The organism is Pseudomonas sp. OTU5201, assembly GCF_038440135.1.
GTDB classification, from domain to species: domain Bacteria; phylum Pseudomonadota; class Gammaproteobacteria; order Pseudomonadales; family Pseudomonadaceae; genus Metapseudomonas; species Metapseudomonas resinovorans.
Genome location: NZ_JASATC010000018.1, coordinates 24,419 through 49,917, shown reverse-complemented (window position 1 = coordinate 49,917; position 25,499 = coordinate 24,419). Strand labels below are relative to the sequence as shown.

Sequence of the window (25,499 nt, the reverse complement as noted above, 5' to 3'; positions counted from 1 at the left end):
GGCGCGGCCGTTACTCAGAGGGCGGGATTTCCCTGTCTGCGCGTTGCCAAAGGGCGTAGTACACCTGGCCGGTTTTCTTTTCGCGGTGCAGGCGCCAGTTGCCTGGAAGGCCCAGTGCGGAGGGTGGGTTCTCACTTTCGGTATAGACCCAGGCGCGGGGGGTCAGCCAGCCACGGTTTTCCAACAGGTTGCAGACGGGCTGCAGCAGGCCCTGGTTAAAGGGCGGATCGAGGAACACCAGGTCGAATGTGCTGGGCGCCTGGTTGTCCAGGTAACGCAGGGCATCACGCTGCAGCAGTTGGCCCCTGTCGCAGCGCAGCACGTTCAGGTGACCGCGCAGGGCAGCCACGGAGTCGGGGTTGAGATCCAGCGCCAGCCCTTCTGCCGCGCCGCGCGACAAGGCTTCCAGGTAAAGCGCGCCGCTGCCGGCGAAGGGGTCCAGTACGCGCGCGCCTTCCACGTAGGGCGCCAGCCAGTTGAACAGCGTCTCGCGCACCCGGTCGGGAGTGGGCCGCAGGCTGGGGCCGTCGGGGAAGGCAAAGCGCCTCGAGCGCCATTCGCCGCCGATGATGCGGAGCTGGCCCTGGCCACCGTGGGTTGGCCTGGCGGGTTTGGCGTTTGGCTTGCGCATCAGTGCTCCGGTACGCCGCTGGGCATTTCGGCGGGTTTGTCGGTGGGCGGCGGCAGGTCCTTCTGGGTGACAGTCGGACCGGCGGTGACGATGACGAATTGGTCGGGATTCAGGTGTTTGGCCATAGCGGCCTTGACCTGGGTGACGTCCAGCGTCTGGACCTTCGCCATGAAGTCTTCCAGGTAAGTCAGCGGCAGGTCGTAGAAACCGATGGCGCCCAACTGGCCGACGATGTCGGCGTTGCTCGCGGTGGAGAGCGGGAAGCTGCCGGCCAGTTCGCGCTTGGCGTCGTCCAGTTCCTTCTGGGTGGGGCCATCGGCCAGGTACTGGCGGACAATGTCCTGGATCAGCTTGAGCGTGCCCTGGCTCATTTCGGCGCGAGTCTGCAGGCCGATCATGAAGGGGCCTCGCACCTGCATGGCGGTGAAGCCGGAGCTGACGCCATAGGTCAGGCCGCGCTTCTCGCGAATCTCTTCCATCAGCCGGGTGCCGAAGCCGCCGCCGCCGAGGATCTGGTTGCCCAGGTAGAGCGCCGCGTAGTCCGGGTCGTTCCGGTCTATGCCGAGCTGCGCCAGCATCAGGTGGGTCTGCTTGGAGGGGAACTCGATATGGTTGAGGCCGGGTTTGGGTGTCTCCGGCTCGAGCAACTTGGGCAGCGCTGGGCCTTTGGGCAGGGCCTGGGATACCTGGTTGGCGATGTTTTCCGCTTCGGCGCGGGACAGGTCGCCGACCAGGGCGATCACCACGTTGCCGGCGGCGTAGGCCTTCCGGTGGAAGTCGCGCATCTGGGCGACCGTGATACCGGGGATGGACTTCTCGTTGCCTTCGCTGGAGTGGGCGTAGGGATGTTGGCCGTAGAGCTGCTTGAAGAGTTCCAGGCCAGCGAGCTTGCCCGGGTTCTGCTTCTGGTACTCGAAGCCCGCGAGCATCTGATTCTTGATCCGCGCCAGGGAGTCTTCAGGGAAGGTCGGCGCACCGATCACCTGGGTAAACAGCGCCAGGGCAGGCGCGCGTTGCTCGGCGGCGGTGAGGCTGCGCAGGCTGGCAATGGCCATGTCGCGGTAGGCGCCGTTGCCGAACTCCGCGCCCAGGCTCTCGAAACCTTCGGCGATGGCGGTGACATCCTTGCCGGCCACGCCCTCGTTGAGCATGGCGTTAGTCAGGGTCGCCAATCCGGGCGTGCCGCTGTCCTGGCTACTGCCGGCGGCAAAGGTCAGACGCAGGTCGAACATCGGCAACTCGGGAGCGGCGACGAACAGCACCTTGGCGCCTTCGGCTGTAGTCCAGCTCTGGATGTTCAGCGTGCGGCGGACGGGCGCCTTGTTACCCAGCGCAGTCAGTGACTGCAGGCCTTCAGCCGGTGCCGGGGTGGCGGTTTCAGCGGTGGCGGTACTGGCCGGGCGGTTGACGATGACGCCGAGCACGCCGAGCAGGACGATCAGGGCCAGACCGAGCAGGCCGTAACGCAGGCCGTTGCGCTCACTCATGGTGGGCCTCCTCGGGCAGGATGTGGGCGACGCTCAGGCGGTCGCGGGTGAAGTAAGTCTTGGCAGCGGCCTGGATATCGGCGGGGGTCACGGCTTCCAGGGCGGCGAGGTCCTGGTCCATCAATGTCCAGGACAGACCGACGGTTTCCAGCTGGCCGATGGTGGTGGCCTGGCTGGTGATGGAGTCGCGCTGGTAGACCAGGCCGGCGATGGCCTGGGCGCGCACGCGCTTGAGCTCGTCGGCGCTGGGCGGGGTGTTCTTCAGGTCTTCCAGCTGGCGCCAGATGCCGGCCTCTGTCTGCTCCAGGGTCTTGCCCTTCTGCATGTTGGGAGTGGCACTGATGACGAACAGGCTGTCGCCTCGGGGAAAGCCGTCGTACCAGGCGGAGGCACCGCTGACCAGTTCTTCGCCACGCTCCAGGCGGCTCGGCAGGCGTGCGCTGTAGCCGCCGTCGAGCAGGGTGGAGATCAGACGCAGGGCATGGACCTGGCGAGCATCCTTGGCGGTCGCCAGGCCGGGCACGTTGAAGCCCATCAGCAGGCTCGGCAGCTGGGTGCGCACGTGCAAGGTCAGGCGGCGTTCGCCAGGGGCGGCCAGCTCCAGGGGTTTCTTCGCGGGCGGCACTTCGCGCTTGGGAATGCCGGCGAAATAGCGCTCGGCAAGGCCCTTGACCTCGTCCGGGGTAACGTCGCCCACCACCACCAGGGTGGCGTTGTTCGGGGCGTACCAGGATTCGTACCAGTGGCGCAGCTCTTCCACCTTCATGCGGTTGAGGTCAGCCATCCAGCCGATGGTGGGAATGTGGTAGCCGCTGGCCGGATAGGCCATCGCCTTGAAGCGCTCGAATGCCTTGGCCGTGGGCTTGTCATCGGTGCGCAGGCGGCGTTCTTCCTTGATGACCTCGATCTCCCGAGTGAACTCCTCGGGCGGCAGCTTGAGGCTGGCGAGGCGATCGGCTTCCAGCTCGAAGGCGACGCCCAGGCGGTCACGGGCAAGCACCTGGTAATAGGCGGTGTAGTCGTCGCTGGTGAAGGCGTTTTCCTCGGCGCCGAGCTCCCGGAGTATGCGCGAGGCTTCGCCGGGGCCGAGTTTGCGGCTGCCCTTGAACATCATGTGCTCGAGGGCGTGGGAGAGACCGGTCTGGCCGGGCGTTTCGTAACTCGAGCCAACTTTGTACCAGAGCTGGGACACCACCACGGGAGCACGATGGTCCTCGCGGACGACGACCTTCAGGCCGTTGTCCAGGGTGAACTCGTGGGTGGGCTGGTTGTCTGCAGCGAGGGCCAGAGCAGGCAGGCAGAGGGCGCAATACAGCAAGCCGGCGGCTTGTCGGGCTATGGCTTTCATGGATGTTCTTGACCTGTCGGACGGCCCCGGCGGTCGTACCGCCTGCGGGCGAAGAGGTGCTAGGATACCCCATCCTTTCCCGGGGCGGCGAAGCTGGCCGGCATAGAGCCAGCACGGTCGCTCCCTTGAGATGCAATCGACTCATGTTTGGTTCCAACGACGACAAGAAAGCTCCGGCCCAGGCCGGGGAAAAGAAATCCTTGTTCGGCTGGCTGCGCAAGAAGCCCCAGGAATCCGCCCCCGCCACTCCGGCGGAGCCGGTGGTTCCTGTCGAGGCCGAGGTGCCGGCCGCATCCACGCCTGCGCCCGAAGCAGTTTCAGCTCCCGGACCGGTCACTGACACGATGGCCGAGACGACCCCAGCGGCCGCTCCTGCGATTGCCGAAGTGCCTGTGCCCGAAGCCACGCCCGTGGCGGCCGAGGCCCCGCATTTCGCCCCTGCACCGGTCGCCGCGCCTGTGGTTGTTGAATCTCCGGTTGTCGCCGTGCCTGCTGCACCTGCACCTGCACCTGCACCTGCACCTGCACCTGCACCTGCACCTGTAGCCGCACCGCCAGCTGCGTCCGCCGTACCTGCGCTGGTTGCCGACGTTGCGCCTGCCGTCCCGGCTGAGCCTTCCAAGGCTGGATTCTTCACCCGCCTCAAGCAGGGCCTGTCGAAGACCAGCGCCAGTATCGGCGAAGGCATGGCCAGCCTGTTCCTCGGGCGCAAGGTCATCGACGACGATCTGCTGGATGAGATCGAGACTCGCCTGCTGACGGCGGACGTTGGCGTGGAAGCGACCAGTGTCATCGTACAGAGCCTGACCCAGAAGGTCGCGCGCAAGCAGCTTGCCGACAGCGATGCCCTCTACAAAGCGCTGCAGGACGAACTGGCTGCCCTGCTGCGTCCGGTCGAGCAGCCGCTGAAGATCGACGGCGGCCGTACGCCTTACGTGATCCTCGTGGTCGGCGTGAACGGCGTCGGCAAGACCACCACCATCGGTAAGCTGGCCAAGAAACTGCAACTGGAAGGCAAGAAGGTCATGCTGGCTGCCGGCGACACCTTCCGCGCCGCTGCAGTTGAGCAGCTGCAAGTGTGGGGGGAGCGCAACAACATCGCCGTGATCGCCCAGCACACCGGCGCCGATTCCGCTTCCGTGATCTTCGATGCCGTGCAGGCCGCCAAGGCCCGGGGCATCGACGTGCTGCTTGCCGACACCGCCGGCCGCCTGCACACAAAAGACAACCTGATGGAAGAGCTGAAGAAGGTGCGCCGCGTGATCGGCAAGCTGGACGAGTCGGCTCCCCACGAAGTGCTGCTGGTGCTGGATGCCGGCACTGGGCAGAACGCCATCAACCAGGCCAAGCAGTTCCACCAGGCAGTCAATCTATCTGGCCTGGCGCTGACCAAACTGGACGGCACCGCCAAGGGTGGGGTGATTTTTGCCCTGGCCAAGCAGTTCGGCCTGCCGATCCGCTACATCGGTGTGGGTGAAGGCATCGACGACCTGCGTACCTTCGAAGCCGACGCCTTCGTGAAGGCCCTCTTCGCTGAGCGGGAGTCCGCATGATTCGATTCGAGCAGGTCGGTAAACGCTACCCCAATGGCCATGTTGGCCTGCACGAACTGAGCTTCCGCGTCCGCCGCGGCGAGTTCCTCTTCGTTACTGGTCACTCCGGCGCCGGCAAGAGCACCTTGCTGCGCCTGCTGCTGGCGATGGAGCGCCCCACCAGTGGCAAGTTGCTGTTGGCCGGCCAGGACCTGTCGAGCATCACCAACTCGCAGATTCCCTTCCTGCGTCGTCAGATCGGCGTCGTCTTCCAGAACCACCAATTGCTGTTCGACCGTAGCGTGTTCGACAACGTCGCCCTGCCGCTGCAGATCCACGGTTTGTCCAAGGCGGAGATCGCCAAGCGGGTGAGCGTGGCGCTGGAGCGCGTGTCATTGGCGGACAAGGCCGAGCTCTATCCGGCCGACCTGTCCACCGGTCAGCAGCAGCGCGTTGGCATCGCCCGCGCCGTGGTGCACCGGCCGGCCCTGCTGCTGGCCGACGAACCCACCGGCAACCTGGACCCTCGCCTGGCCGCCGAGATCATGGGCGTGTTCGAGGACATCAATCGTTTGGGCACCACAGTGCTGATCGCCAGCCACGACCTGGCGCTCATCGCGCGCATGCGCCACCGTCTGCTCACCTTGCAACGCGGGCGCCTGATCGGCGATGGGGAGGCTGTCTGATGAGTGCCAAGCAGATGCCGCCGCCAAAGCCTGCCGAGCGTGTAGGGGCTTCGCCCCGGCATGTCGAGTCGCCGGAGCAGGGTGATGAAGGCCCGGATTTCCGCACCTTGTTGCACGCCTGGCTGGAAAGCCATCGAGCCAGCCTGGTGGACAGCCTGCGTCGTCTTGGACGTCAGCCCATCGGCAGCTTCTTCACCTGCCTGGTAATGGCTATCGCCCTCAGCCTGCCCATGGGCTTGTCCCTCCTGCTTAGCAACGTCGAGCGCCTGGGTGGCTCCTGGCAGCGAGCGGCGCAGATTTCCCTGTTCATGAAGATCGACGCCAGCGAGTCCCAGGGCCAGAAGCTGCGCGATGAGATCGCCGGCATGCCTGACGTGGCCGAGGCCGAGTGGATCAGCCGCGAGCAGGCCCTAGCGGAACTGCAGCAGCAGTCCGGTCTGGGAGAAGCCCTCAAGGAGCTACCGGAGAACCCGCTGCCGGGCGTGGTCCTGGTGACGCCCAAGGAAGTCGACAAGGCCGGCCTGGAAGCCCTGCGCCAGCGCCTGTCCGAACTGCCCGGCATCGAGCAGGCGCAGCTGGACCTGGTCTGGGTCGAGCGCCTGTCGGCCATCCTCAAACTGGGCGAGCGTTTCGTCTTCGGCCTGGCGGTGCTGCTTATCCTGGCGCTGCTGCTGGTGATCGGTAATACCATTCGTCTGCATATCGAGAACCGCCGTACCGAGATCGAGGTGATCAAGCTGGTGGGCGGGACCGACAGCTATGTGCGTCGTCCCTTCCTCTATATGGGCGCGCTCTATGGCACCGGCGCCGGCCTGCTGGCCTGGCTGGTGCTGGCCTACGGCCTGGACTGGCTGAACGACGCCGTGGTGCGTCTTGCCGGGCTGTACGGCAGCGACTTCGCCCTGGCAGGTGTGCCATTAGCCGATGGTCTATCCCTGCTTCTGGGCGCCGTGCTGCTGGGTTACATTGGCGCCTGGCTGGCCGTAGCCCGTCATCTCAGCGAGTTGGCGCCGCGCTAAAAGGCGGCGGGTTTCGCAGCTTTCGCGAGGGGTGTAAGGAAACTTTTACACCCCCTTGCAGTCATATAGGCCAGTGCTACACTGCGCGAGCTTTAGTGAATCGGAGGATTCGCATGACCACTTCCCTGCAACCTGTCTATGCCCTGGCCCCCGGTGCGAACCTGGAGGCATACGTGCATGCGGTCAACGGCATCCCGCTGTTGTCTGTCGAGCAGGAGCGCGAACTGGCCGAACGCCTCTTCTATGAACAAGATCTGGAAGCGGCACGGCAAATGGTGTTGGCGCACCTGCGCTTCGTCGTGCATATCGCCAAGAGTTATTCCGGCTACGGTCTGGCCCAGGCCGACCTGATCCAGGAAGGCAACGTCGGCCTGATGAAGGCCGTCAAGCGCTTCAACCCCGAAATGGGCGTGCGCCTGGTGTCCTTCGCTGTGCACTGGATCAAGGCCGAGATCCATGAGTTCATCCTGCGCAACTGGCGAATCGTCAAGGTCGCCACCACCAAGGCGCAGCGCAAGCTGTTCTTCAATCTGCGCAGCCAGAAGAAGCGTCTGACTTGGCTGAACAACGATGAAGTCCACGCGGTGGCCAACACCCTTGGTGTCGAGCCACACGAAGTGCGCGAGATGGAAAGCCGTCTCACTGGCCAGGACATGGCGTTCGACCCGGCGGCGGATGCCGACGATGACACTGCCTTCCATTCGCCTGCGCACTACCTGGAAGACCACCGCTACGACCCGGCGCGCCAGTTGGAGGAAGCCGACTGGAGCGACAGCTCCACCGCCAACCTGCACGAGGCGCTGGATGGCCTGGACGATCGCAGTCGAGACATTCTCTACCAGCGCTGGCTGGCCGAGGAAAAGGCGACGCTGCACGACCTGGCGGCCAAGTACAACGTATCCGCCGAGCGTATTCGCCAATTGGAGAAGAACGCCATGAACAAGCTCAAGGGCTTCATTCAGGCGTGACGTTGAAACCCGAAAAAGCCGCACCTTGGTGCGGCTTTTTTCTGTCTGGAGAAAATTGCCATGCCCCTGCCGTCCCTGCGTTCCAGTCACTGGCTGCTGCTCGCCGCGGTCGCCGTGCTGTTCTTTTCCCTGGCGCTGTGGATGAGCAAGCAGTCCGACCGGGCCGAGCCCCTGCCCTGGTTGGTGGACTGGCAGGAGTCGGTCATTGTCCCCCTGGCCGACGATGACCTGACCCTGGAAAGGCTAACGGAGCTGGCGTCGGGAGAGCTCTGGTTGCAGCCGCGGGCAGAAGGACCGCGTCTGGTCTACCGCTCCGAACAGGAGAGGGAGGAAGGGATCTGGCGTCTGGAAGCAGAGCTGGAGCTCAGTGACAGTGAGCACGCGAGCTTGGCCAAGGCCTTGGGCAAGGGAACCGAAGAGCAGCCCCTGAGCGGCGAGATGCTGGGGCAGCTGAGTGGGCACCGCGTGGCGGTGCTGAATATGGTACCCATGTCCGACGTTTCGGTGGCGCGCCTGGCCGCCAGTATCGGCCCGCCGCGGCTGCGGCTGCGCACCGGCGAAGGTGAAGTCTGGGTCTATCCCCAGCAGGGGCTGAGCGTGCACTTGCTCGAAGGCAAGCTGCAGCTGCTGCACCTGGTGCCGCGTGAGGCAATGAAGAACTGAGTTGCCGCAGGTCTCAGAGCTGCTCCAGGTAGCTACTGCCTCCCAACTGGTTCATCTGTCGGCGAATCCAGCCGGCGCGAGTGGCGACATACCCGCTTGGCCGCGAAGGACTCCATTTGCGCGGGTTGGGCAGCACCGCTGCAAGCAGGGCCGCCTGCTGGCGTGACAGCCGTCCGGCGGACACCCGGAAATGCTGGTGTGCCGCAGCTTCGGCGCCAAATACGCCGCTGCCCCATTCGACGCTATTCAGGTAGACCTCTAGGATGCGCTGCTTCGGCCAGAACAGTTCGATCAGTCCGGTGAACCAGACTTCCAGCCCCTTGCGGACCCAATTGCGGCCAGACCAGAGGAACAGGTTTTTCGCCACCTGCTGGCTGAGGGTGCTGGCGCCGCGGACGGACCCGCCGCGCTCATTGTGCGCCAGGGCCTTGCGGATAGCGGGAACATCGAATCCCCAGTGCTCGGCGAATTTCTGGTCTTCAGCGGCGATCACCGCGATTTTCAGGTCATTCGGCAACTCGTCCCAGGACACCCAGTCGCGCTTGATGTCGATGGGTTTGCCGTCGATCCACGACTCGATCTTGCGTTCCACCATCAGCATCGAGCCTGGCGGCGGCACCCAGCGGAACAGGATCACCAGCAGCACGGAAGCCGCCGCGAACCAGAGCAGCAATTTGAAGAGGCGGCGGCGAATGGTGTGGAACATCTAACTTGGCCCGGGGAAAGTTGCGCGCCATTATAGCGGCCGTCTGTCCCTGGTCTGGAGTCTCCATGACACGCCTGTTTCTGCTGCTGTCTGCATTCGCCGGCTTCACCGGAGTGGCCCTGGGGGCCTTCGCCGCCCACGGATTGAAAAACAGGCTGACCCCGGAGTACCTGGCGGTGTTCCAGACCGGCACGCATTACCAACTGATCCATGCCCTGGCCCTGTTCGGTGTCGCCCTGCTGGCGCTGCATGCGCCCGGTCGGCTGGTGAACCTGGCGGGTGGCTTCTTCGCCTTCGGCATACTGTTGTTCTCTGGCAGCCTCTACCTGCTGACCCTATCCGGTGTCGGCAAGCTCGGCATCATTACCCCTTTTGGCGGACTGGCCTTCCTCGCCGGCTGGCTGTGCTTGGGGTTGGCCGCCTGGAGCCTCGCCAATCGGTAACTTGACCGTGGCGTCAAATTGCGGGACGAATGGCGTCCTTTTGCCTTGGTCCCGCGCGGTGATCGGGCTAGAATGCCGTCCCCTTTCCAGTTGTGACTGATCCGTCATGCGCATTCAGTTGAACGGCGATTCCTTCGAGCTGCCCGATGGCCAAACCGTCGCGGACCTCATTGCCCGCCTGGATCTGGCCGGCCGCCGCGTCGCGGTCGAGCTCAACCTCGACATCGTGCCGCGCAGCCAGCACGCCAGCACCGCCCTGCGTGAGGGCGACCGCGTCGAGGTGGTACACGCCATAGGCGGCGGCTAGTCGCGCGGGCCATGTGCCTGCCCGGTCGCCCCATTTGCAGCATCCGTTCCGCGCTTCGCGCACTTTCCTCTGCCCGCCAGGAGTCCAGCATGAGCCAAACGCCGATCGACAAGCCCTTTACCCTCGCGGGCCGCACCTATCAGTCGCGTCTCCTGGTGGGTACGGGCAAGTACAAGGACCTCGAGGAAACTCGCGTTGCCATCGAGGCGTCCGGTGCCGAGATCGTCACGGTTGCCGTGCGCCGCACCAACATCGGCCAGAACCCGGGCGAGCCGAACCTGCTGGACGTGATTTCCCCGGACAAGTACACCATCCTGCCGAACACCGCCGGTTGCTATAACGCCGAAGAGGCCGTACGCACCTGCCGTCTGGCTCGCGAGCTGCTGGATGGCCACAACCTGGTCAAGCTGGAAGTCCTGGCTGACCAGAAAACGCTCTTCCCCAATGTCGTCGAAACCCTCAAGGCTGCCGAGGAGCTGGTCAAGGACGGCTTCGACGTCATGGTCTACACCAGCGATGACCCCATCATCGCTCGCCAACTGGCCGAAATGGGTTGCATCGCCGTGATGCCCCTGGCTGGCCTGATTGGCTCGGGTATGGGCATCTGCAACCCCTGGAACCTGCGCATCATCCTCGAAGAGGCCAAGGTTCCGGTGCTGGTGGATGCCGGTGTCGGCACTGCCTCTGACGCCACCATCGCCATGGAACTGGGCTGCGAGGCTGTGCTGATGAACACCGCCATCGCGCACGCACAGAACCCGGTGATGATGGCCGAGGCCATGAAGCATGCCATCGTCGCGGGTCGTCTCGCCTATCTGGCCGGACGCATGCCCCGCAAGCTTTACGCCAGCGCCTCGTCGCCGCTGGATGGTCTGATCCGCTGAGATTTACTGACAGGTTTCGTACGCATGATTGAAGAACAGGGCTCGCCGGCCGCCGCCGACGAAACGCGCCACCGCCGCACCATCAAGAGTTTCGTGATGCGTGCCGGGCGCATGACCGAAGGCCAGCAGCGCGGCCTCGACCAGGGCTGGCCGAAATTCGGCCTGGAGCTGGCCGATGGGCCGCAGGACTTCGACGCCCTGTTCGGCCGCAGTGCGCCGCGCACTTTCGAGATCGGATTCGGCATGGGCCACGCCACCTTGGAGATGGCTGCTGCCGCGCCGGAGCAGGACTTCATCGGCGTTGAGGTGCACCGTCCGGGCGTCGGTGCGCTATTGAACGGCGCCATGACCCAGGGCCTCTCCAACATCCGCGTTTACAGCTGCGATGCCCTGGAAGTGCTGCGCGACTGCGTCGCTGACGCCAGTCTGGACCGCGTTCTGCTGTTTTTCCCCGATCCCTGGCACAAGTCCCGCCACCACAAGCGACGCATCGTCCAGCCGGCCTTCGCCGAACTCGTGCGGCAGAAACTCAAGGTCGGCGGTGTGCTGCACATGGCCACTGATTGGGAGCACTACGCTGAACACATGCTGGAAGTGATGAACGTCGCGCCGGGCTTTCGCAACCTGGCCGCGGACGGTCGCTACGTCCCGCGTCCGGACGAGCGCCCGGTGACCAAGTTCGAGCGCCGCGGCGAACGCCTCGGCCACGGCGTCTGGGACCTCAAGTTCCAGCGCATCGATTGACCGGGCGCCGCCCAGCGGCGCATCGGTACACCTGACTAGACCGGGTCGACCCGGCACCTCACCTGATCCGACGATAGCAACGCCTGCCACTGAGCGGGCGACATAAGAATAAGAGCGACGTAGCGCCAAGTACGTCGTTAGGAGAAGGCTGTGTTGTTGAAAACATTCGGATATCTGCTTCTGGCCAGTTGCGCACTGCAGGCCCAGGCCAAGGTCGACGTTACCCAGGCCGCCCGTCTCGGGCAGGACCTCACCCCCATGGGCGGCGAGCGCGCCGGCAATGCCGCCGGCACCATCCCGGCCTGGGACGGCGGTCTCGCCACCCCGCCGGCCGGCTACCAGCCGGGTATGCACCACCCCGACCCCTACGCTGGCGAAGCCCTGCGCTTTGTCATCGACGGCAAGAACCTCGGCCAGTACGAGCAACTCCTGACTCCGGGCCACAAGGCCCTGCTTCAGGCGCATCCGGACTACAGGCTGCGGGTTTTCCCGACCCACCGCAGTGCTGCCGCTCCGCAGCGTATCTACGACGCGACCCGCTTCAATGCCGAGAACGGCTCGCTGATTGCCGGCGGCAACGGCGTGGAAGGTGTGGCTGCCGGTGTTCCCTTCCCGCTCCCGGCTAACGGTCTGGAAGCCATCTGGAACCACATCCTGCGCTATCGCGGTGAGCAGATTCACTTCACCACCAACCAGGCGGCGGTCCTCGCCAACGGCAGCTACAACCTGCTGAAGCTGGAGCGGGACATCTACTTCGTCTACGGTCGCGAGGGCATGACGCCGGGGAACCTGGAGAACACCCTGTTCTTTTACAAGTACCGCGTCGTGGCGCCGGCTAAGCTGTCCGGGTCGGCGCTGGTGGTGCAGGAAACCCTCGACCAGGTGCTGTCGATCCGCAAGGCCTGGCGCTTCAACCGTGGCGAGCGTCGGGTGCGACGCCTGCCGATGCTGGCGTACGACACCCTGCAGCCCGACACCAATGGCCTGGCTACGGCCGACGTGGTGGACGCCTACAACGGCGCGCCGGACCGTTACGAGTGGCAGTTGCTCGGCAAGCAGGAAATGCTGGTGCCCTACAACAGCTACGCGGTGCACCAGAAGGGCATTGCCTATGAGCAGATTTTGAGCGCCAGCTATGTGAACCCCGACTTGCTGCGCTACGAGCAGCACCGCGTCTGGGTGGTGGAGGCGACCCTGCGCAAGGGCTTCAGCCATCCCTATGCCAAGCGCCGCTTCTATCTGGATGAGGACAGCTGGCAGATCCTCGCCGTCGACCTCTACGACAAGGGCGGTCGCCTCAGCGGCCTGCAGGAAAGCCATCCGATCAGCTACTACGATGTCCCCATGTTCGGCAGTACGCTGGAAACCATCTACGATTTCGTGGGCAATCGTTACTTCGTCGATGGTCTCGACAACAACGAACCCATGTATGATTTCAAAGCCGCGCTCAGCCCGAGGGACTTCACGCCCCAGGCGCTACGACGCGAAGGCAACTGATTCCGGCCTGCCTGGCCATCCCAGCCGCCCCTCGGGGCGGCTTTTTAATGGGCGCAGCCTCAGCCCGAGTGGGTCGATATCAGGCCTGGCCACGATTGGTGCAGCGAAAGGCGTGCCCCCCACGTCCCTTCAGCACGTCTTTCAATTGATTAGCTCTGCCCCCGTAAGGGTCGATTCCGGCAGCGAAGGGGGCGCAGGGCTGATCTGCATGTACTTGATGCTCTCCCGAGGAATCAGCAGCAGGTCGCCATCCACTTCGATGCTGAGGAAAGGGGATTCCAGCTGGCGGCGCAGGCCGCGGGCGACTTCCACCGGGTCGGCGGATTGCTGCGGAAAACGCAGGGCCAGGCGCTGGCCATCCTGAAAGTGCAGGTAAAGGTGCTTGATCGGCTTCATGGGCGTGCTCCCTGGAGTGGCGGCCATTGGCCGCCGGGGCCGCCGCCGGCCTCAGAACCCATTTACGACCTGCTGTGCGTCGGCCCTGCTGCGCTAAAAACACGCTCGGAAAGCCGCTTGCGGCTAACGCGCTTCAGCGCGGCCCGAAGGGTGAGCGAAGTGAGTAATGCTCATTTACAGCTCGTAAACTCCGCGTCCTCGCCTGTTTTCGCCGTGCATGGCTCTAGCTCGCGAGGTCGTACAACGGGTTCTCAGTTGCGATCAGCGATCACGCCAATCACGAAGAAGACTAGCAGCAGGACGGGCGCCAGGGTGTAGTTGTTGAAGTAGCCCAGCCCTTGGGCCAGCCAGGGTGTGAGGTAGATCATGGCCAGCCCGTAGCCGACCGCGCAGAGCAGCACGAATAGCAGGGTACGGAAGAGGAAGTTGAGGCTACCGATGCGTTGCTGCACCCAGGCGTTCAGCGAGGGTCCGAACAGCACCAGAACGGTGGCCATGATGGCCAGCGCGATATCGTGCAGGTGGCCGCGGCTCCAGCGCGACAAGGTGGCGATCAGGTCCAGTACGACGTCCATCCAGGGGGTCCTTGGCGAAGTGGTTCGGGGGCAGACGATTCCAAATCCGCACGCTGCCCGTCAAGGCAGAAAGTGCTGCAGCAGATCGTTCAGGAACAGCTGGCCTTCGTGAGTGGCGACCAGCCGTTGCGGGTCCTTCAGCAGCAGGCCGCGTGCCTCGGCTTCGGTACGGGCCGCCGCCAGGCTGGCCAGTGGCATACCGGTGCGTTGAGTGAACAACTCCGCGGGCACGCCGTCCGTGAGGCGCAGCACGTTCATGAGGAATTCGAAGGGCAGTTCGTTGTGATCGAGGTGGCGCTCACCGGCCCGGTAGCGCTTGGCCGAGTCCAGGTAGTCCTTCGGCAGGCGGGTCTTCCAGCTGCGGATGATGCGGCCTTCCGGGCTGCTCAGCTTGGCGTGCGCACCGGCGCCGATGCCGAGGAAGTCGCCGAAGGACCAATAGTTGAGGTTGTGGCGTGCGCGCAGGCCGTCCCGGGCGTAGGCGGATACCTCGTACTGCGCGTAGCCGTGGTCGGCCAGGAGCGCCTGGCCGGCTTCCTGGATGTCCCACAGGATGTCGTCCTCGGGCAGCTCCGGTGGCTGGCTCCAGAACACCGTGTTCGGCTCCATGGTCAGTTGGTACCAGGACAGGTGCGTCGGTCCCTGGGCGATGGCTGTACGCAGGTCTTCCAGGGCGTCCTCCAGGGACTGGTCTGGCAGGCCGTGCATCAGGTCCAGGTTGAAGTTGTCGAAGCCGGCCTTGCGTGCCATGTCGGCAGCGCGCACGGCTTCCTCGCCATCGTGGATGCGCCCCAGGGCCTTGAGCTTGGCTTCCTGGAAGCTCTGCACGCCGATGGACAGGCGGTTGATGCCGAGCTGGCGGTAGGCGGCGAACTTGGCCTGCTCGAAGGTGCCGGGGTTGGCTTCGAGGGTGATCTCGATATCGCGGGCGAAGGGTATCCGCTGCTCGACGCCGTCCAGCAGCCGGCCGATGGCGTTGGCGCTGAACAGGCTGGGGGTTCCGCCGCCGAAGAAGATCGAGGTCAGCTCGCGGCCATGGACATGGCCGAGGTCCTGCTCGAGGTCGGCGAGCAGGGCGTCGATGTAGGCCTCTTCAGGCAGCTCGGAGCCGGCGGCGTGGGAGTTGAAGTCGCAGTAGGGGCATTTGCGCACGCACCAGGGAATATGGACGTAGAGCGCCAGCTGGGGCAGCTGGAAGCCGATGGCCTGGCTTCCCGCCCCCGGGTGCGCGACGCTGGCTTTCATATGGCCAGCCGCTGCTTGAGCAGGGCCATGGCGCGGGCGCGGTGGCTGAGCTGGTTCTTGTCGGTGGGGGAGAGTTCGGCGCTGGAGCATCCGCTTTCAGGGACCCAGAACAGCGGATCGTAGCCGAAACCCTGTTCGCCGCGGGCTTCGAACAGGATGCGGCCGCGCCAGATGCCCTCGCAGAGGATCGGCAGCGGATCTTCCGCGTGTCGCATCAGCGCCAGGCTGCAGATGAACTGGGCGCCGCGCTCGGCCTCAGGCACGTCACGCAGGGCGTCCAGCAGCTTGGCGTTATTCGCTGCGTCACCCTTGCCGTCGGCATAGCGTGCCGAGTAGATGCCGGGGGCGCCGCCGAGGTAGTCCACCGCCAGGCCGGAGTCGTCGGCCAGCGCGGGCAGGCCGGACACCCGCGCCGCGTTGCGGGCCTTGAGGATGGCGTTTTCGACGAAGGACAGACCGGTTTCTTCCGGTTCGACGGCGCTGAATTCGGCGATCGAGCGTACCTTCACGCTGTCGCCGAGCATGGCCTGGAGTTCCTTGAGTTTGCCGGCGTTGTGGCTGGCCAGCACCAGTTCTTTGAAGGGCATCATTCGTCGGGGAAGAATTCCTGGTCGAAGCTGAAGCTGTGGGGGGCTTCATCTCCGCGTTGCACATTGAGGGTGAAGTTCAGCATCTCACGCTCGTCGAAGGGGAACTGCGCCAGGTAGTAGATGGCCTCGCCCTCGGTGACCTGCTTGAACTTCAGCACGGTGACCTGGCCAAGCAGGTTCTTCACCTGGCCGCTGACCTGGGCGGTGCTGGCCTTGCCGGACTTGAGCACGGCGACGTTGACCACGCCCTGGGTCTTGCTGCGGGTCAGACCCACCGCGGCGGCGATGTCGGGTTGCAGGAAGCTGGAATTGAACGCGTTGTAGTGCACGTCCAAGTCCCCAAAGGTCTGCTTGCGCTCGGCAGCTGCCGGCAGGGCCAGACAAAGGGCGAAAAGGAACAGGGCTAGACGACGCATGGCAGGACTCCTTTGATTCAGACCGCGACGCGGTGGTCCGCAAGGCCCGGACCGCTGACGCGATAGATGCCGATCTCACCCAACAGATTAGGCCAAACGCGGCTGGGCAGATTGTGCCGGTGAGCGTGGTCCACGGCCAGGCGGTCGAGGACCTTCACCTGCATTTCGCGGCACAGTGCCTCGAAGTCCTTGAAGGTGCAGAAATGGATGTTCGGCGTGTTGTACCAGGTGTAGGGCAGGAACTCCGACACCGGCATGCGTCCATAGCGTGCCAGGTACCAGCGGCAGCGCCAGTGGCCGAAATTGGGGAAGGTGATGATGCACTCACGGCCAACCCGCAGCATCTCCTGGAGGATGCGGTCGGGGTAATGCACGGCCTGCAGGGCCTGGGTCATGACCACCACGTCGAAGCTGTTGCTGGCGAAGTTGCCCAGGCCCTTGTCCAGGTCCTGCTCGATCACGTTCACGCCATGGTCGATGCAGTGGGCGATGTTCTCCGGGTCGATCTCAAGGCCGTAGCCGGTGACCTGTTTGTTGTCACGCAGCCAGGCCAGCAGTTCGCCCCGGCCGCAGCCGAGGTCGAGCACCCGGCTGCCGGCGGGAATCCAGTCCTGGATGATTTCTAGGTCGGCACGCATGGGTTACACCACAATCCTGTTCATGTAGCTGCTGAAGGCCTGGAGGTAACGCGGGATTGGAATAAGGAAGGCATCGTGACCCTGCGGGGCGTCGATTTCCAGGTAGCAGACGTTCTTCCTTGCCGCGGTCAGGGCGTCGACGATCTCTCGCGAACGGGCCGGGGAGAAGCGCCAGTCGGTGGTGAAGGACATCACGCAGAAGTCCGCCTTGGCACCGGCCAGGGTGCGCGCCAGGTCGCCGTCGTGGGCGGCGGCGGGGTCGAAGTAGTCCAGCGCCTTGGTCATCAGCAGGTAGGTGTTGGCGTCGAAGCGCCCGGAGAACTCTTCGCCCTGATAGCGCAGGTAGCTTTCGACCTGGAACTCCACGCTGTGGAAGTCGTAGTTGAGTTTCTCGCTCTTCAGGCCGCGGCCGAATTTCTCGCCCATGGCGTCATCCGACAGGTAGGTAATGTGGCCGACCATGCGCGCCAGCATCAGGCCGCGCTTGGGGATCACGCCCTGGTCCTGGAAGTGACCGCCGTGGAAGTCCGGATCGGTGAGGATGGCCTGGCGCGCCACTTCGTTGAAGGCGATGTTCTGAGCCGAGAGCTTGGGGGCCGAGGCAATGGCCAGGCAGTGGCGCACGCGGTCCGGGTAGCTGATGGTCCACTGCAGGGCCTGCATGCCGCCGAGGCTGCCACCTACCACGGCGGCCCATTGCTGGATGCCGAGGGTGTCGGCCAGGCGCGCCTGGCTGTTGACCCAGTCTTCCACCGTCATCACCGGGAAGTCGGCGCCGAAGGGCGTGTTGGTCGCCGGGTTGATGCTGGATGGCCCGGTGGAGCCGTTGCAACCGCCGAGGTTGTTCAGGCTGACGACGAAGAATTTCAGGGTGTCGATGGGCTTGCCCGGGCCGATGCAGCTGTCCCACCAACCCGGCTTGCGGTCTTCCATGCTGTGGTAACCGGCGGCGTGGTGATGGCCCGACAACGCATGGCAGATCAGCACCGCATTGCTGCGGTCTGCGTTCAGTTCGCCGTAGGTTTCAAAGACCAGTTCGTAGTCGGCCAGGCTTCGGCCGCAGGCGAGTGCCAGCGGCTCGCTGAAGCGCTGCACCTGGGGGGTTACCAGGCCGACGGAATCTGCGGGAATGGCGGTGGGCATCGCGACCCTGCTCTCAATCTGGGAAGGGCGCCAGTCTAAAGAGCGCCGCCCCCTGCGGCAAGCGCAGGGGGCGGCGGCTAAAGCGTTGAATAATCAGGCGCCGCGGGCGTTCAGGCGGACTCGTTGCCACGCTGTTTGCGGGGTACCACCGGCAGATTGACCACCTTGCCCATACGGCGCATGGGTGAAGGGAGGCGGAAGGTGCGCAGCATCTCGTTGGCCTCGGTGATCTGCTGCTCCAGCTCTTCGGTATAGCGCTCCAACTGCTGGCCGCGCTGGCGGGTGAGCTGGGTTTCCTGGGCCAGGGCCTTGAGTCGCAGCATGTGGGTTTCCAGCAACTGCTTATGTTCCAGGGTGTGCTGCATCAACGGCATCAGCGCGTCGCTGGCCCACTGCGCGACTTCCAGGCGCAGGCGCTGGTGCATGCCGATGACTTCCTGCACCAGGGTGTCGAAGAAGCGCTTGCCGAGCTGGCGTTGTTCGGTCAGTAGGGTCTTCGGGTGCAGGCGGAATTGATCGGCCTTGGTGCGTAGCTGGGCAATCTCGCGCAGGTAGCGCTGGACATTGAACTGCGGCGCATCGACGCCGTTCAGCGGGTTTTCTTCGTTGTGCCGCCGGTAGATGGCCGCGACCATCTTGTTGGCCATGTCAGCCTCGTGCTCCAGGCTGCGCAGGTCATGCTCCAGCGAACGGAAGAAGTGCAGGATGCTCTGGTTGATGCCAACGGTGGTCCAGCTTCCGGTGAGTTCGCGGCGCAGGCGTGCCAGGTGCTCGTCCAGGCGCTCCGTGCGTGCGGCGTTGCGCAGGACATCGCCCTGGCGCTTGAGCAGGCGCTGGTTGGTCTTCAGGCCGAGCAGGCGACGATGGTGCTGGGCATGGTCTTCCTTGGTGCGTGCGGTCAGCTCGAACAGCATCTGGCCGTTGTCCTGCTGGTGGTTGTCGAGCATCGTCTGCTGCTCGCGGACCTTCTCCAGGCGGAGGTTGAGCACATGCAGGTTGTTCTGTAGCAACGTCAGCATCTGATGCGCCACACGGTCTTCGATCAGGCGCTCCTTTTGCGTGACAATCCGGTCGCAGAGCAGCTCTTCGAGGGCGCTGATCTGGCTGCGGGCGAGCAGTTCACTGTCCTTGCGCACCTTGGCCAGCAGTGCCTGCTTGGCCGACAGCGGCAGCACTTCGTCACTGCGGATGCCGAGTTGCCGGGCGGTCGATTCCTGGATACGGCGGATGGCGTTCTGCACGAAGGTCTCGCCGGCCAGGTCATCCCACAGCACGTCGATCTTGTTCAGCACGGCAAAGAGATGGGACTGGGTGTCCTCATCCAGCTGACGGATGTGCTGTTGCCAGACGCTCATGTCGCTGGCGGTGACGCCTGTATCGGCCGAGAGCAGGAAGATGATGGCCTGGGCGCTGGGCAGCATCGACAGGGTCAGTTCGGGCTCGCTGCCAAGGGCGTTCAGTCCGGGAGTGTCGAGGATGCGCAGGCCTTGGCGTAGCAGTGGGTGGTCGAAGTTGACCATGGCGTGACGCCAGGCCGGCACCAACACTTCACCCGGGCGGCCGGTGGGGTCGAGCATGTCCGGATGGAAACCGAGCTGGATGGCCTGCTCGACTGGCATCGGCTTGGTCCGCGCCACTTGGGCAAAGGCCTGGATTATGTTGTTCGGGTCGCTCGGGTCGAGCGGAATGTTCACCCAGTGCCGCGGTGCGCGCTTGAACTGGGCCACGCTGGCGGAAGCGGTGCGCGACTCGATGGGCAGCAGGCGAATGTAGGAACGCTCGGAACGGGGGTCGTAGAACAGTTCGGTGGGGCACATGGTGGTGCGCCCGGCCTGGGACGGCAGCATGCGCTGGCCGAACTCGGAGAAGAACAGGCTGTTGATCAGCTCGGTCTTGCCGCGGGAGAACTCGCCAACGAAGGCCAGGGTGATGTGATCGGTGCGGAGCAGGCGCTGGGCCCGTTCCAGCTTGGCCGAGAGCGCGTCGGAATTGAGCCGGTTGTGCTCCAGCCAGCTCCGGTAGCGGGTGATCTCCCGCAGCAGCTCACGTTTCCAGGCAACGTAGGCGTCGACTTGCTGACTGAGACGCTCCATGCTCATTCAGACTCTCCTCGTGATCACGCATCCTGCGTACGGGAATGGACGAACTTCGAATTCGGTTGTCGACGGTGCTGGCGGTCATACGGCGTCATCCGGGGACTTGCTCCGGTATGCGGTAAAGGCAGAGTGCCAGCTGGTCATTGCTCGGCATTATGCGCCTTGGGGGTTGGCCGTCAATTGCCGGGCGCGCTAAGCCCGCCTTAAGGTCGGTCAGGGTTGCCGAGCGGTCAGTCCGGGCAGGCTGGGGAGGGTGCGCGGGCGCTGGATGCGCACCCGCTTCTGGCGGTTCAGTTCGCCGATTTCAAGGCTCACCTGGCTCTTGGCAACACCGAAGGCGTCCGCCAGGAACGCCATCAACTGGGCATTGGCCTTGCCCTCCACCGGCGGGGCGGTAAGGCGGATCTTCAGGCGCTCGCCGTGCAGCCCGGCGAACTCATCACGGCTCGCCTTGGGCTGCAAATGGCAGTCGAGGATCAGGTCCTCGCCTGCCCAGCGGAACCAGGTCATAGGAAGGGACTGAGAATCTGCGGCATGCCGGTCATGGCGGCCAGGTTACCGATCACCAGCATGTCCAGCAGTTTCAGCGCAATAAAGGCGAAGATCGGCGAAATATCCAGGCCGCCGAGGTTCGGCAGCAGCTTGCGAAACGGCATCAGCAACGGCTCGCAGATCTGGTTCACCAGCTGAGCGCCGGGGTTGTAGCTGCCCGGGGCGACCCAGGACAGGATCACGCTGATGATCAGGGCGAAGAAGAACACCTTCAGGAACAGCGAGGTGACGCCGATGATCGACCAGATCAGCAACTGCATCAGGTAGCCGCCCACGCCATAACCCATCAGGGTCAGGGTGATGACCATCAGCAGCAGTTGGACGAGGATGGCCAGCGCCAGGGAAGCGAGATCCAGTCCGCCCAGGCCGGGGATGATCTTGCGCAGCGGGTTGAGCAGCGGCTTGGTGGCGCGCACCACGAACTGGCTCAAGGGGTTGTAGAAGTCGGCACGCACCAGTTGCAGGATGAAACGCAGCAGGACGATCAGCAGGTAGAGGCTGCCGAGGGTCTGGATCACATAGATGGCTGCGGTGTTGAGTCCGGTCATCGAAAGCTCCTTATTGGCCGAGTTGTTCGGCCAGTTCGGCCGAACGCCGGTCGGCGGCGTTCAGGGCCTGTTGCACCAGGGCTTCGAAGCCGCCGGCCTGGAAAGTCTTGATCGCCGCTTCGGTGGTGCCGTTGGGCGAGGTCACGCGACGGCGCAGCTCGGCGGCGTCCACGTCGCTGGAAACCGCCATGCGCGCGGCGCCCAAGGCAGTTTGCAGGGTCAATTGCTCGGCGGTGGCGCGAGGCAGGCCGAGTTTTTCGCCAGCGGCGGTCATTGCTTCCATCAGCAGGAAGAAATAGGCCGGACCGCTACCGGACACGGCGGTCACCGCGTCGATCAGCTTCTCTTCTTCCAGCCAGAGGGCGATGCCCACGGCAGACAGCAGCTGCTCGGCCTGCTCGCGCTGGGCGGCGCTGACCTCGGCGTTGGCGTACAGGCCGCTGACGCCCTGGCGCAGCAGCGCCGGGGTGTTGGGCATGCAGCGCACGATCGGTCGCGCGCCGAGCCAGGCGGCGAGGCTGGCACAGGTGATGCCGGCGGCAATGGAGACCACCAGCTGGCCGCCCTTTAGGCTGGGCGCCAGGGCCTGGCAGACGGTCTTCATGACCTGCGGCTTGGTCGCCAGGACGACCACGTCCGCACCCTGTGCGGCGTCGGCGTTGCTTTCCACTACGTCGATACCGTGCTCGGCGGCGACTTTCGCGCGCTGCTCGGCGCCCGGGTCGCTGGCGCGAATATGGTCGGCGGCGACGCCCTGGGCGCGTAGGCCGCCAATCAGGCTGGCGGCCATATTGCCGGCGCCGATGAATGCAATGCGGGGAGTGCTCATGAATGCTTCCTTATGATTGCGGGAGCTGGCCATAGTCGCGGGCGCCGAACAGCGCGGTGCCAATCCGCACCCAGGTGGCGCCTTCGGCGATGGCCGCTTCGAGGTCATGGCTCATGCCCATGGATAGGGTGTCCAGGGCGGGGTTCAGTGCGGCCTGCAACTGACGCAGGTGGGCGAAGGCGGCGTGCTGCTGCGCCAGGTCGTCAGTGGGCTCCGGGATGGCCATCAGGCCGCGCAGGCGCAGGTTCGGCAGTTCGGCCACGGCAGCGGCCAGGGCCGGCAGCTCCTCGGGGGCGCAGCCGGACTTGCTGACTTCGCCGCTAACGTTCACCTGCAGGCAGATGTTCAGCGGCGCCAGGTGCGGTGGGCGCTGGGCGGAGAGGCGCTCGGCGATCTTCAAACGATCCACCGAGTGCACCCAGTGGAAATGTTCAGCAATGGATTTGGTCTTGTTCGACTGGATGGGACCGATGAAATGCCAGGTCAGCGCCAGGTCGGTGAGCTCGGTCTGCTTGGTCAGGGCTTCCTGCAGGTAGTTCTCGCCGAAATCGGCCACGCCAGCGGCAAAGGCCTCGCGGATGGCCGTGGCGGGTTTGGTCTTGCTCACGGCCAGCAGGCCGATGCTGGAAAATTCTCGCCCAGAGGCTTGCGCCGCCTCACGGATACGCGCGCGAACCTTTGCAATATTGTCTGCTATCGTGGACATTACCTGCGCTCTACAGCCCGGCCTGAGTGGGGTCTGCGGCATTCTAACTGCCGCTGAAAAATGTAGCGAGCGACGGCCAGGCTGGTCGGCTTCGATAGCCGCGGGCCCGGCGCAGTGATCATTCAGCGGTCTGCAAACCGTTTGCTTCGAATTGGGGAACCGAATGGACATTACTGAGCTGCTTGCCTTCAGCGCCAAGCAGGGCGCTTCGGACCTGCATCTCTCGGCCGGCCTGCCACCGATGATTCGCGTCGATGGCGATGTGCGTCGGATCAACCTGCCGGCCCTGGACCACAAGCAGGTCCACGCGCTGATCTACGACATCATGAACGACAAGCAGCGCAAGGATTTCGAGGAGTTCCTCGAGACCGACTTCTCCTTCGAAGTTCCTGGTGTCGCGCGTTTCCGGGTCAACGCCTTCAACCAGAACCGCGGTGCTGGCGCCGTGTTCCGGACCATTCCCTCCAAGGTCCTGAGCATGGAAGACCTGGGGATGGGCGAGATCTTCAAGAAAATCTCCGACGTTCCCCGTGGCCTGGTGCTGGTCACCGGCCCCACCGGTTCGGGTAAGTCCACCACCCTGGCCGCGATGCTCGACTACCTGAACAGCACCAAGTACCACCACATCCTCACCGTGGAAGACCCGATCGAATTCGTCCACGAGTCGAAGAAGTGCCTGATCAACCAGCGGGAAGTGCACCGTGACACCCTTGGCTTCAACGAAGCCCTGCGCTCGGCCCTGCGTGAAGACCCGGACATCATCCTCGTGGGCGAGATGCGTGACCTGGAGACCATCCGCCTGGCGCTGACCGCCGCGGAAACCGGCCACCTGGTGTTCGGCACCCTGCACACTACCTCCGCGGCCAAGACCATCGACCGGGTAGTCGACGTGTTCCCCGCCGAGGAAAAGTCCATGGTCCGCTCCATGCTCTCAGAATCCCTGCAGTCGGTGATTTCCCAAACCCTGCTGAAGAAGATCGGCGGCGGCCGGGTGGCGGCGCACGAGATCATGATCGGCACCCCGGCCATCCGTAACCTGATTCGCGAAGACAAGGTGGCGCAGATGTATTCCGCCATCCAGACCGGTGGCTCGCTCGGCATGCAGACCCTCGACATGTGCCTCAAGGGGCTGGTCGCCAAGGGGCTGGTCAGCCGCGAGAGCGCACGGGAAAAGGCCAAGAGCCCAGAAAACTTCTGATCCGCCTGAGCGGCCAGCGAGAACGTCATGGAATTCGAGAAACTGTTGCGCCTGATGGTGGAAAAAGGCGGTTCCGACCTCTTCATCACGGCAGGCGTGCCGCCGTCGATGAAGGTCAACGGCAAGATCATGCCGGTGACCAAGAACCCCATGTCGCCGGAAATGACGCGGGAAACCGTGATCGGCGTGATGAACGAGCAGCAGCGCCGCGAGTTCGCCGAGAACCACGAGTGCAACTTTGCCATCAGCGCGCGAGGCATCGGCCGCTTCCGGGTCAGTGCCTTCTATCAGCGCAACCTGGTGGGCATGGTGCTGCGCCGGATCGAGACCACCATTCCCACCATCGACGAGCTGAAGCTGCCGGAAATCCTCAAGAAGCTGTCGCTGACCAAGCGTGGCCTGGTGCTCTTCGTGGGCGCCACCGGTACCGGCAAGTCCACCTCCCTGGCGGCAATGATCGGCCACCGCAATAAGAACAGCAGCGGCCACATCATCTCCATCGAAGACCCGATCGAATTCATTCACCAGCACCAAAGCTGCATCGTTACGCAGCGTGAAGTGGGCATTGACACCGAGTCGTTCGAGGTGGCCTTGAAGAACACGCTGCGGCAGGCGCCCGACGTGATCCTGATCGGTGAGGTGCGGACCCGCGAGACCATGGACCACGCCATCGCCTTCGCGGAAACCGGCCACCTGTGCCTGGCCACTCTGCACGCCAACAACGCCAACCAGGCGCTGGACCGCATCATCAACTTCTTCCCCGCCGACCGGCAGCAGCAGGTGTGGATGGACCTGTCGCTGAACCTCAAGGCCATCGTCGCCCAGCAACTGGTGCCGACCCCCGATGGCAAGGGCCGTCGCGCAGTGATCGAAGTGCTGCTGAACACGCCGCTGGCCGCCGACCTCATCCGCAAGGGCGAGGTGCATGAGCTCAAGGCCCTGATGAAACGCTCCACCGAGCACGGCATGCAGACCTTCGACCAGGCGCTCTACAACCTTTATTCCCAGGGCGAGATCACCTACGAAGACGCCTTGCTCTACGCCGATTCGGCAAACGACCTGCGCTTGCTGATCAAGCTGGGCTCGGAGACCGACGGCGAGCACCTGCAGCACATGAGCGACGGCCTGTCGCTGCAGGTTTCGGAAGAAGACCCGGGTCGCCGCTTCCGTTAAGCTTGCGCCCGAAGAAGAAGCCCGCCTCGGCGGGCTTCTTCGTGCCCGGACACATTCACACCCTGCAGGAGGCAGCATGAACACCCGTCAGGACACCCACAGCAAGGCCATCGGCTACCTGCTCTGGATTTTCGGATTCCTCGGTTCCCACCGCTTCTACTACGGCAAGCCGGTGACCGGGACCCTCTGGTTCTTCACCCTGGGCCTGTTCTTCATCGGCTGGATCATCGACCTGTTCCTCATCCCGTCCATGGACCGCGAGGCTAGCCTGCGCTTCAACGCCGGCCAGTACGACTACAACGTCGCCTGGATCCTGCTGACCTTCCTCGGCATCTTCGGCGTGCACCGCATGTACCAAGGCAAGTGGATCAGCGGCATCCTCTACCTGCTCACCGGCGGCTTCTTCCTGATCGGCGTGCTCTACGACTTCTGGACCCTGAACACCCAGGTGTCGGTGCTCAACGCACGCTGAGCCGCTC

General features: G+C 64.4%; 29 protein-coding genes. 13 read left to right on the top strand and 16 right to left on the bottom strand.

The window, feature by feature from the left end; all coding sequences use genetic code 11:
* Positions 1–10: 10 nt before the first annotated feature.
* The 3 genes from rsmD to AAHM40_RS13265 are packed head-to-tail and all read right to left on the bottom strand — an operon-like array spanning position 11 to position 3,466.
* Positions 11–631: a 16S rRNA (guanine(966)-N(2))-methyltransferase RsmD gene (gene rsmD / locus AAHM40_RS13275; RefSeq protein ID WP_342245058.1), complete on the bottom strand. Its 621-nt coding sequence runs from the start codon at positions 629–631 to the stop codon at positions 11–13.
* Positions 631–2,118 (bottom strand): M16 family metallopeptidase, encoded by a 1,488-nt coding sequence (locus AAHM40_RS13270; RefSeq protein WP_342245057.1) that lies wholly within the window; start codon positions 2,116–2,118, stop codon positions 631–633. The genes rsmD and AAHM40_RS13270 overlap by 1 nt, the downstream gene beginning before the upstream one ends.
* Positions 2,111–3,466, bottom strand: coding sequence for a M16 family metallopeptidase (locus tag AAHM40_RS13265; RefSeq protein WP_342245056.1), 1,356 nt, complete (start codon positions 3,464–3,466; stop codon positions 2,111–2,113). The genes AAHM40_RS13270 and AAHM40_RS13265 overlap by 8 nt, the downstream gene beginning before the upstream one ends.
* 143 nt (positions 3,467–3,609) lie before the next feature.
* On the opposite strand from AAHM40_RS13265, the gene ftsY reads away from it, so the two are divergent.
* From ftsY to AAHM40_RS13240, 5 genes are all read left to right on the top strand, one after another.
* Positions 3,610–5,019, top strand: coding sequence for a signal recognition particle-docking protein FtsY (gene ftsY / locus AAHM40_RS13260; protein WP_342245055.1), 1,410 nt, complete (start codon positions 3,610–3,612; stop codon positions 5,017–5,019).
* Complete coding sequence (gene ftsE, locus AAHM40_RS13255) at positions 5,016–5,684, top strand: cell division ATP-binding protein FtsE (RefSeq protein ID WP_280281940.1); 669 nt, start codon at positions 5,016–5,018, stop codon at positions 5,682–5,684. The genes ftsY and ftsE overlap by 4 nt, the downstream gene beginning before the upstream one ends.
* A complete protein-coding gene (gene ftsX, locus AAHM40_RS13250; protein ID WP_342245054.1) occupies positions 5,684–6,703 on the top strand; it encodes a permease-like cell division protein FtsX in 1,020 nt (339 codons plus the stop codon). Before ftsE ends, ftsX begins: the two co-directional genes overlap by 1 nt.
* A gap of 113 nt (positions 6,704–6,816) precedes the next feature.
* Positions 6,817–7,671 carry an RNA polymerase sigma factor RpoH gene (gene rpoH / locus AAHM40_RS13245; protein ID WP_028629048.1) on the top strand — a complete coding sequence of 285 codons (855 nt, stop codon included), beginning with the start codon at positions 6,817–6,819 and terminating at the stop codon, positions 7,669–7,671.
* Between the two features lie 60 nt (positions 7,672–7,731).
* Complete coding sequence (locus AAHM40_RS13240) at positions 7,732–8,334, top strand: hypothetical protein (RefSeq protein ID WP_342245053.1); 603 nt, start codon at positions 7,732–7,734, stop codon at positions 8,332–8,334.
* Positions 8,335–8,347: 13 nt separating this feature from the next.
* Here AAHM40_RS13240 and mtgA read toward each other — a convergent pair whose 3' ends face one another.
* The gene (gene mtgA, locus AAHM40_RS13235; RefSeq protein ID WP_342245052.1) at positions 8,348–9,040 is read right to left on the bottom strand and encodes a monofunctional biosynthetic peptidoglycan transglycosylase; all 693 of its coding nucleotides are present in this window, start codon (positions 9,038–9,040) and stop codon (positions 8,348–8,350) included.
* 65 nt (positions 9,041–9,105) lie between these two features.
* Here mtgA and AAHM40_RS13230 point away from each other — a divergent pair, with 65 nt between their 5' ends.
* The 5 genes from AAHM40_RS13230 (at position 9,106) to AAHM40_RS13210 (ending at position 12,915) form a co-directional block, all read left to right on the top strand.
* A complete protein-coding gene (locus tag AAHM40_RS13230; protein WP_342245051.1) occupies positions 9,106–9,483 on the top strand; it encodes a DUF423 domain-containing protein in 378 nt (125 codons plus the stop codon).
* A gap of 106 nt (positions 9,484–9,589) precedes the next feature.
* Positions 9,590–9,790 (top strand): sulfur carrier protein ThiS, encoded by a 201-nt coding sequence (gene thiS / locus AAHM40_RS13225; protein ID WP_028629044.1) that lies wholly within the window; start codon positions 9,590–9,592, stop codon positions 9,788–9,790.
* An 89-nt stretch (positions 9,791–9,879) separates the two neighbouring features.
* On the top strand, positions 9,880–10,674 hold the full coding sequence (locus AAHM40_RS13220) for a thiazole synthase (protein WP_028629043.1): 795 nt from the start codon (positions 9,880–9,882) through the stop codon (positions 10,672–10,674).
* 24 nt (positions 10,675–10,698) lie between these two features.
* A complete protein-coding gene (gene trmB / locus AAHM40_RS13215) occupies positions 10,699–11,418 on the top strand; it encodes a tRNA (guanosine(46)-N7)-methyltransferase TrmB (RefSeq protein WP_342245050.1) in 720 nt (239 codons plus the stop codon).
* Positions 11,419–11,571: 153 nt separating this feature from the next.
* On the top strand, positions 11,572–12,915 hold the full coding sequence (locus tag AAHM40_RS13210; protein ID WP_342245107.1) for a DUF1329 domain-containing protein: 1,344 nt from the start codon (positions 11,572–11,574) through the stop codon (positions 12,913–12,915).
* 141 nt (positions 12,916–13,056) lie between these two features.
* On the opposite strand, the gene AAHM40_RS13205 is transcribed toward AAHM40_RS13210, so the two are convergent.
* The 12 genes from AAHM40_RS13205 to AAHM40_RS13150 form a co-directional block, all read right to left on the bottom strand.
* The gene (locus AAHM40_RS13205; RefSeq protein ID WP_280281933.1) at positions 13,057–13,311 is read right to left on the bottom strand and encodes a hypothetical protein; all 255 of its coding nucleotides are present in this window, start codon (positions 13,309–13,311) and stop codon (positions 13,057–13,059) included.
* A 251-nt stretch (positions 13,312–13,562) separates the two neighbouring features.
* Complete coding sequence (locus AAHM40_RS13200; RefSeq protein ID WP_028629039.1) at positions 13,563–13,886, bottom strand: DUF3392 domain-containing protein; 324 nt, start codon at positions 13,884–13,886, stop codon at positions 13,563–13,565.
* 60 nt (positions 13,887–13,946) lie between these two features.
* Positions 13,947–15,131, bottom strand: a complete 1,185-nt coding sequence (hemW, locus tag AAHM40_RS13195) for a radical SAM family heme chaperone HemW (RefSeq protein WP_342245049.1) — start codon at positions 15,129–15,131, stop codon at positions 13,947–13,949.
* Entirely contained in the window at positions 15,128–15,721 is a 594-nt protein-coding gene (gene rdgB, locus AAHM40_RS13190; protein ID WP_342245048.1) for an RdgB/HAM1 family non-canonical purine NTP pyrophosphatase, read from the bottom strand. Before rdgB ends, hemW begins: the two co-directional genes overlap by 4 nt.
* The gene (locus tag AAHM40_RS13185) at positions 15,718–16,137 is read right to left on the bottom strand and encodes a DUF4426 domain-containing protein (RefSeq protein ID WP_342245047.1); all 420 of its coding nucleotides are present in this window, start codon (positions 16,135–16,137) and stop codon (positions 15,718–15,720) included. Before AAHM40_RS13185 ends, rdgB begins: the two co-directional genes overlap by 4 nt.
* 17 nt (positions 16,138–16,154) lie before the next feature.
* On the bottom strand, positions 16,155–16,775 hold the full coding sequence (gene metW / locus AAHM40_RS13180) for a methionine biosynthesis protein MetW (protein ID WP_028629035.1): 621 nt from the start codon (positions 16,773–16,775) through the stop codon (positions 16,155–16,157).
* Between the two features lie 3 nt (positions 16,776–16,778).
* Complete coding sequence (gene metX / locus AAHM40_RS13175) at positions 16,779–17,918, bottom strand: homoserine O-succinyltransferase MetX (RefSeq protein ID WP_342245046.1); 1,140 nt, start codon at positions 17,916–17,918, stop codon at positions 16,779–16,781.
* A gap of 110 nt (positions 17,919–18,028) precedes the next feature.
* Positions 18,029–20,017, bottom strand: coding sequence for a dynamin-like GTPase family protein (locus AAHM40_RS13170; RefSeq protein WP_342245045.1), 1,989 nt, complete (start codon positions 20,015–20,017; stop codon positions 18,029–18,031).
* 210 nt (positions 20,018–20,227) lie between these two features.
* Positions 20,228–20,524, bottom strand: coding sequence for a DUF167 domain-containing protein (locus AAHM40_RS13165; protein WP_342245044.1), 297 nt, complete (start codon positions 20,522–20,524; stop codon positions 20,228–20,230).
* Positions 20,521–21,114, bottom strand: coding sequence for a YggT family protein (locus AAHM40_RS13160; RefSeq protein WP_342245043.1), 594 nt, complete (start codon positions 21,112–21,114; stop codon positions 20,521–20,523). The genes AAHM40_RS13165 and AAHM40_RS13160 overlap by 4 nt, the downstream gene beginning before the upstream one ends.
* A gap of 10 nt (positions 21,115–21,124) precedes the next feature.
* Positions 21,125–21,943, bottom strand: coding sequence for a pyrroline-5-carboxylate reductase (gene proC / locus AAHM40_RS13155; protein WP_342245042.1), 819 nt, complete (start codon positions 21,941–21,943; stop codon positions 21,125–21,127).
* Between the two features lie 10 nt (positions 21,944–21,953).
* Positions 21,954–22,649 (bottom strand): YggS family pyridoxal phosphate-dependent enzyme, encoded by a 696-nt coding sequence (locus AAHM40_RS13150; RefSeq protein WP_342245041.1) that lies wholly within the window; start codon positions 22,647–22,649, stop codon positions 21,954–21,956.
* A gap of 163 nt (positions 22,650–22,812) precedes the next feature.
* On the opposite strand from AAHM40_RS13150, the gene pilT reads away from it, so the two are divergent.
* The 3 genes from pilT to AAHM40_RS13135 all read left to right on the top strand — a co-directional run bounded on the left by pilT (position 22,813) and on the right by AAHM40_RS13135 (position 25,492).
* Positions 22,813–23,847 carry a type IV pilus twitching motility protein PilT gene (gene pilT / locus AAHM40_RS13145; RefSeq protein WP_028629028.1) on the top strand — a complete coding sequence of 345 codons (1,035 nt, stop codon included), beginning with the start codon at positions 22,813–22,815 and terminating at the stop codon, positions 23,845–23,847.
* 27 nt (positions 23,848–23,874) lie between these two features.
* Positions 23,875–25,020: a PilT/PilU family type 4a pilus ATPase gene (locus AAHM40_RS13140; RefSeq protein WP_342245040.1), complete on the top strand. Its 1,146-nt coding sequence runs from the start codon at positions 23,875–23,877 to the stop codon at positions 25,018–25,020.
* A gap of 76 nt (positions 25,021–25,096) precedes the next feature.
* A complete protein-coding gene (locus AAHM40_RS13135) occupies positions 25,097–25,492 on the top strand; it encodes a TM2 domain-containing protein (RefSeq protein WP_342245039.1) in 396 nt (131 codons plus the stop codon).
* Positions 25,493–25,499 lie beyond the last annotated feature (7 nt).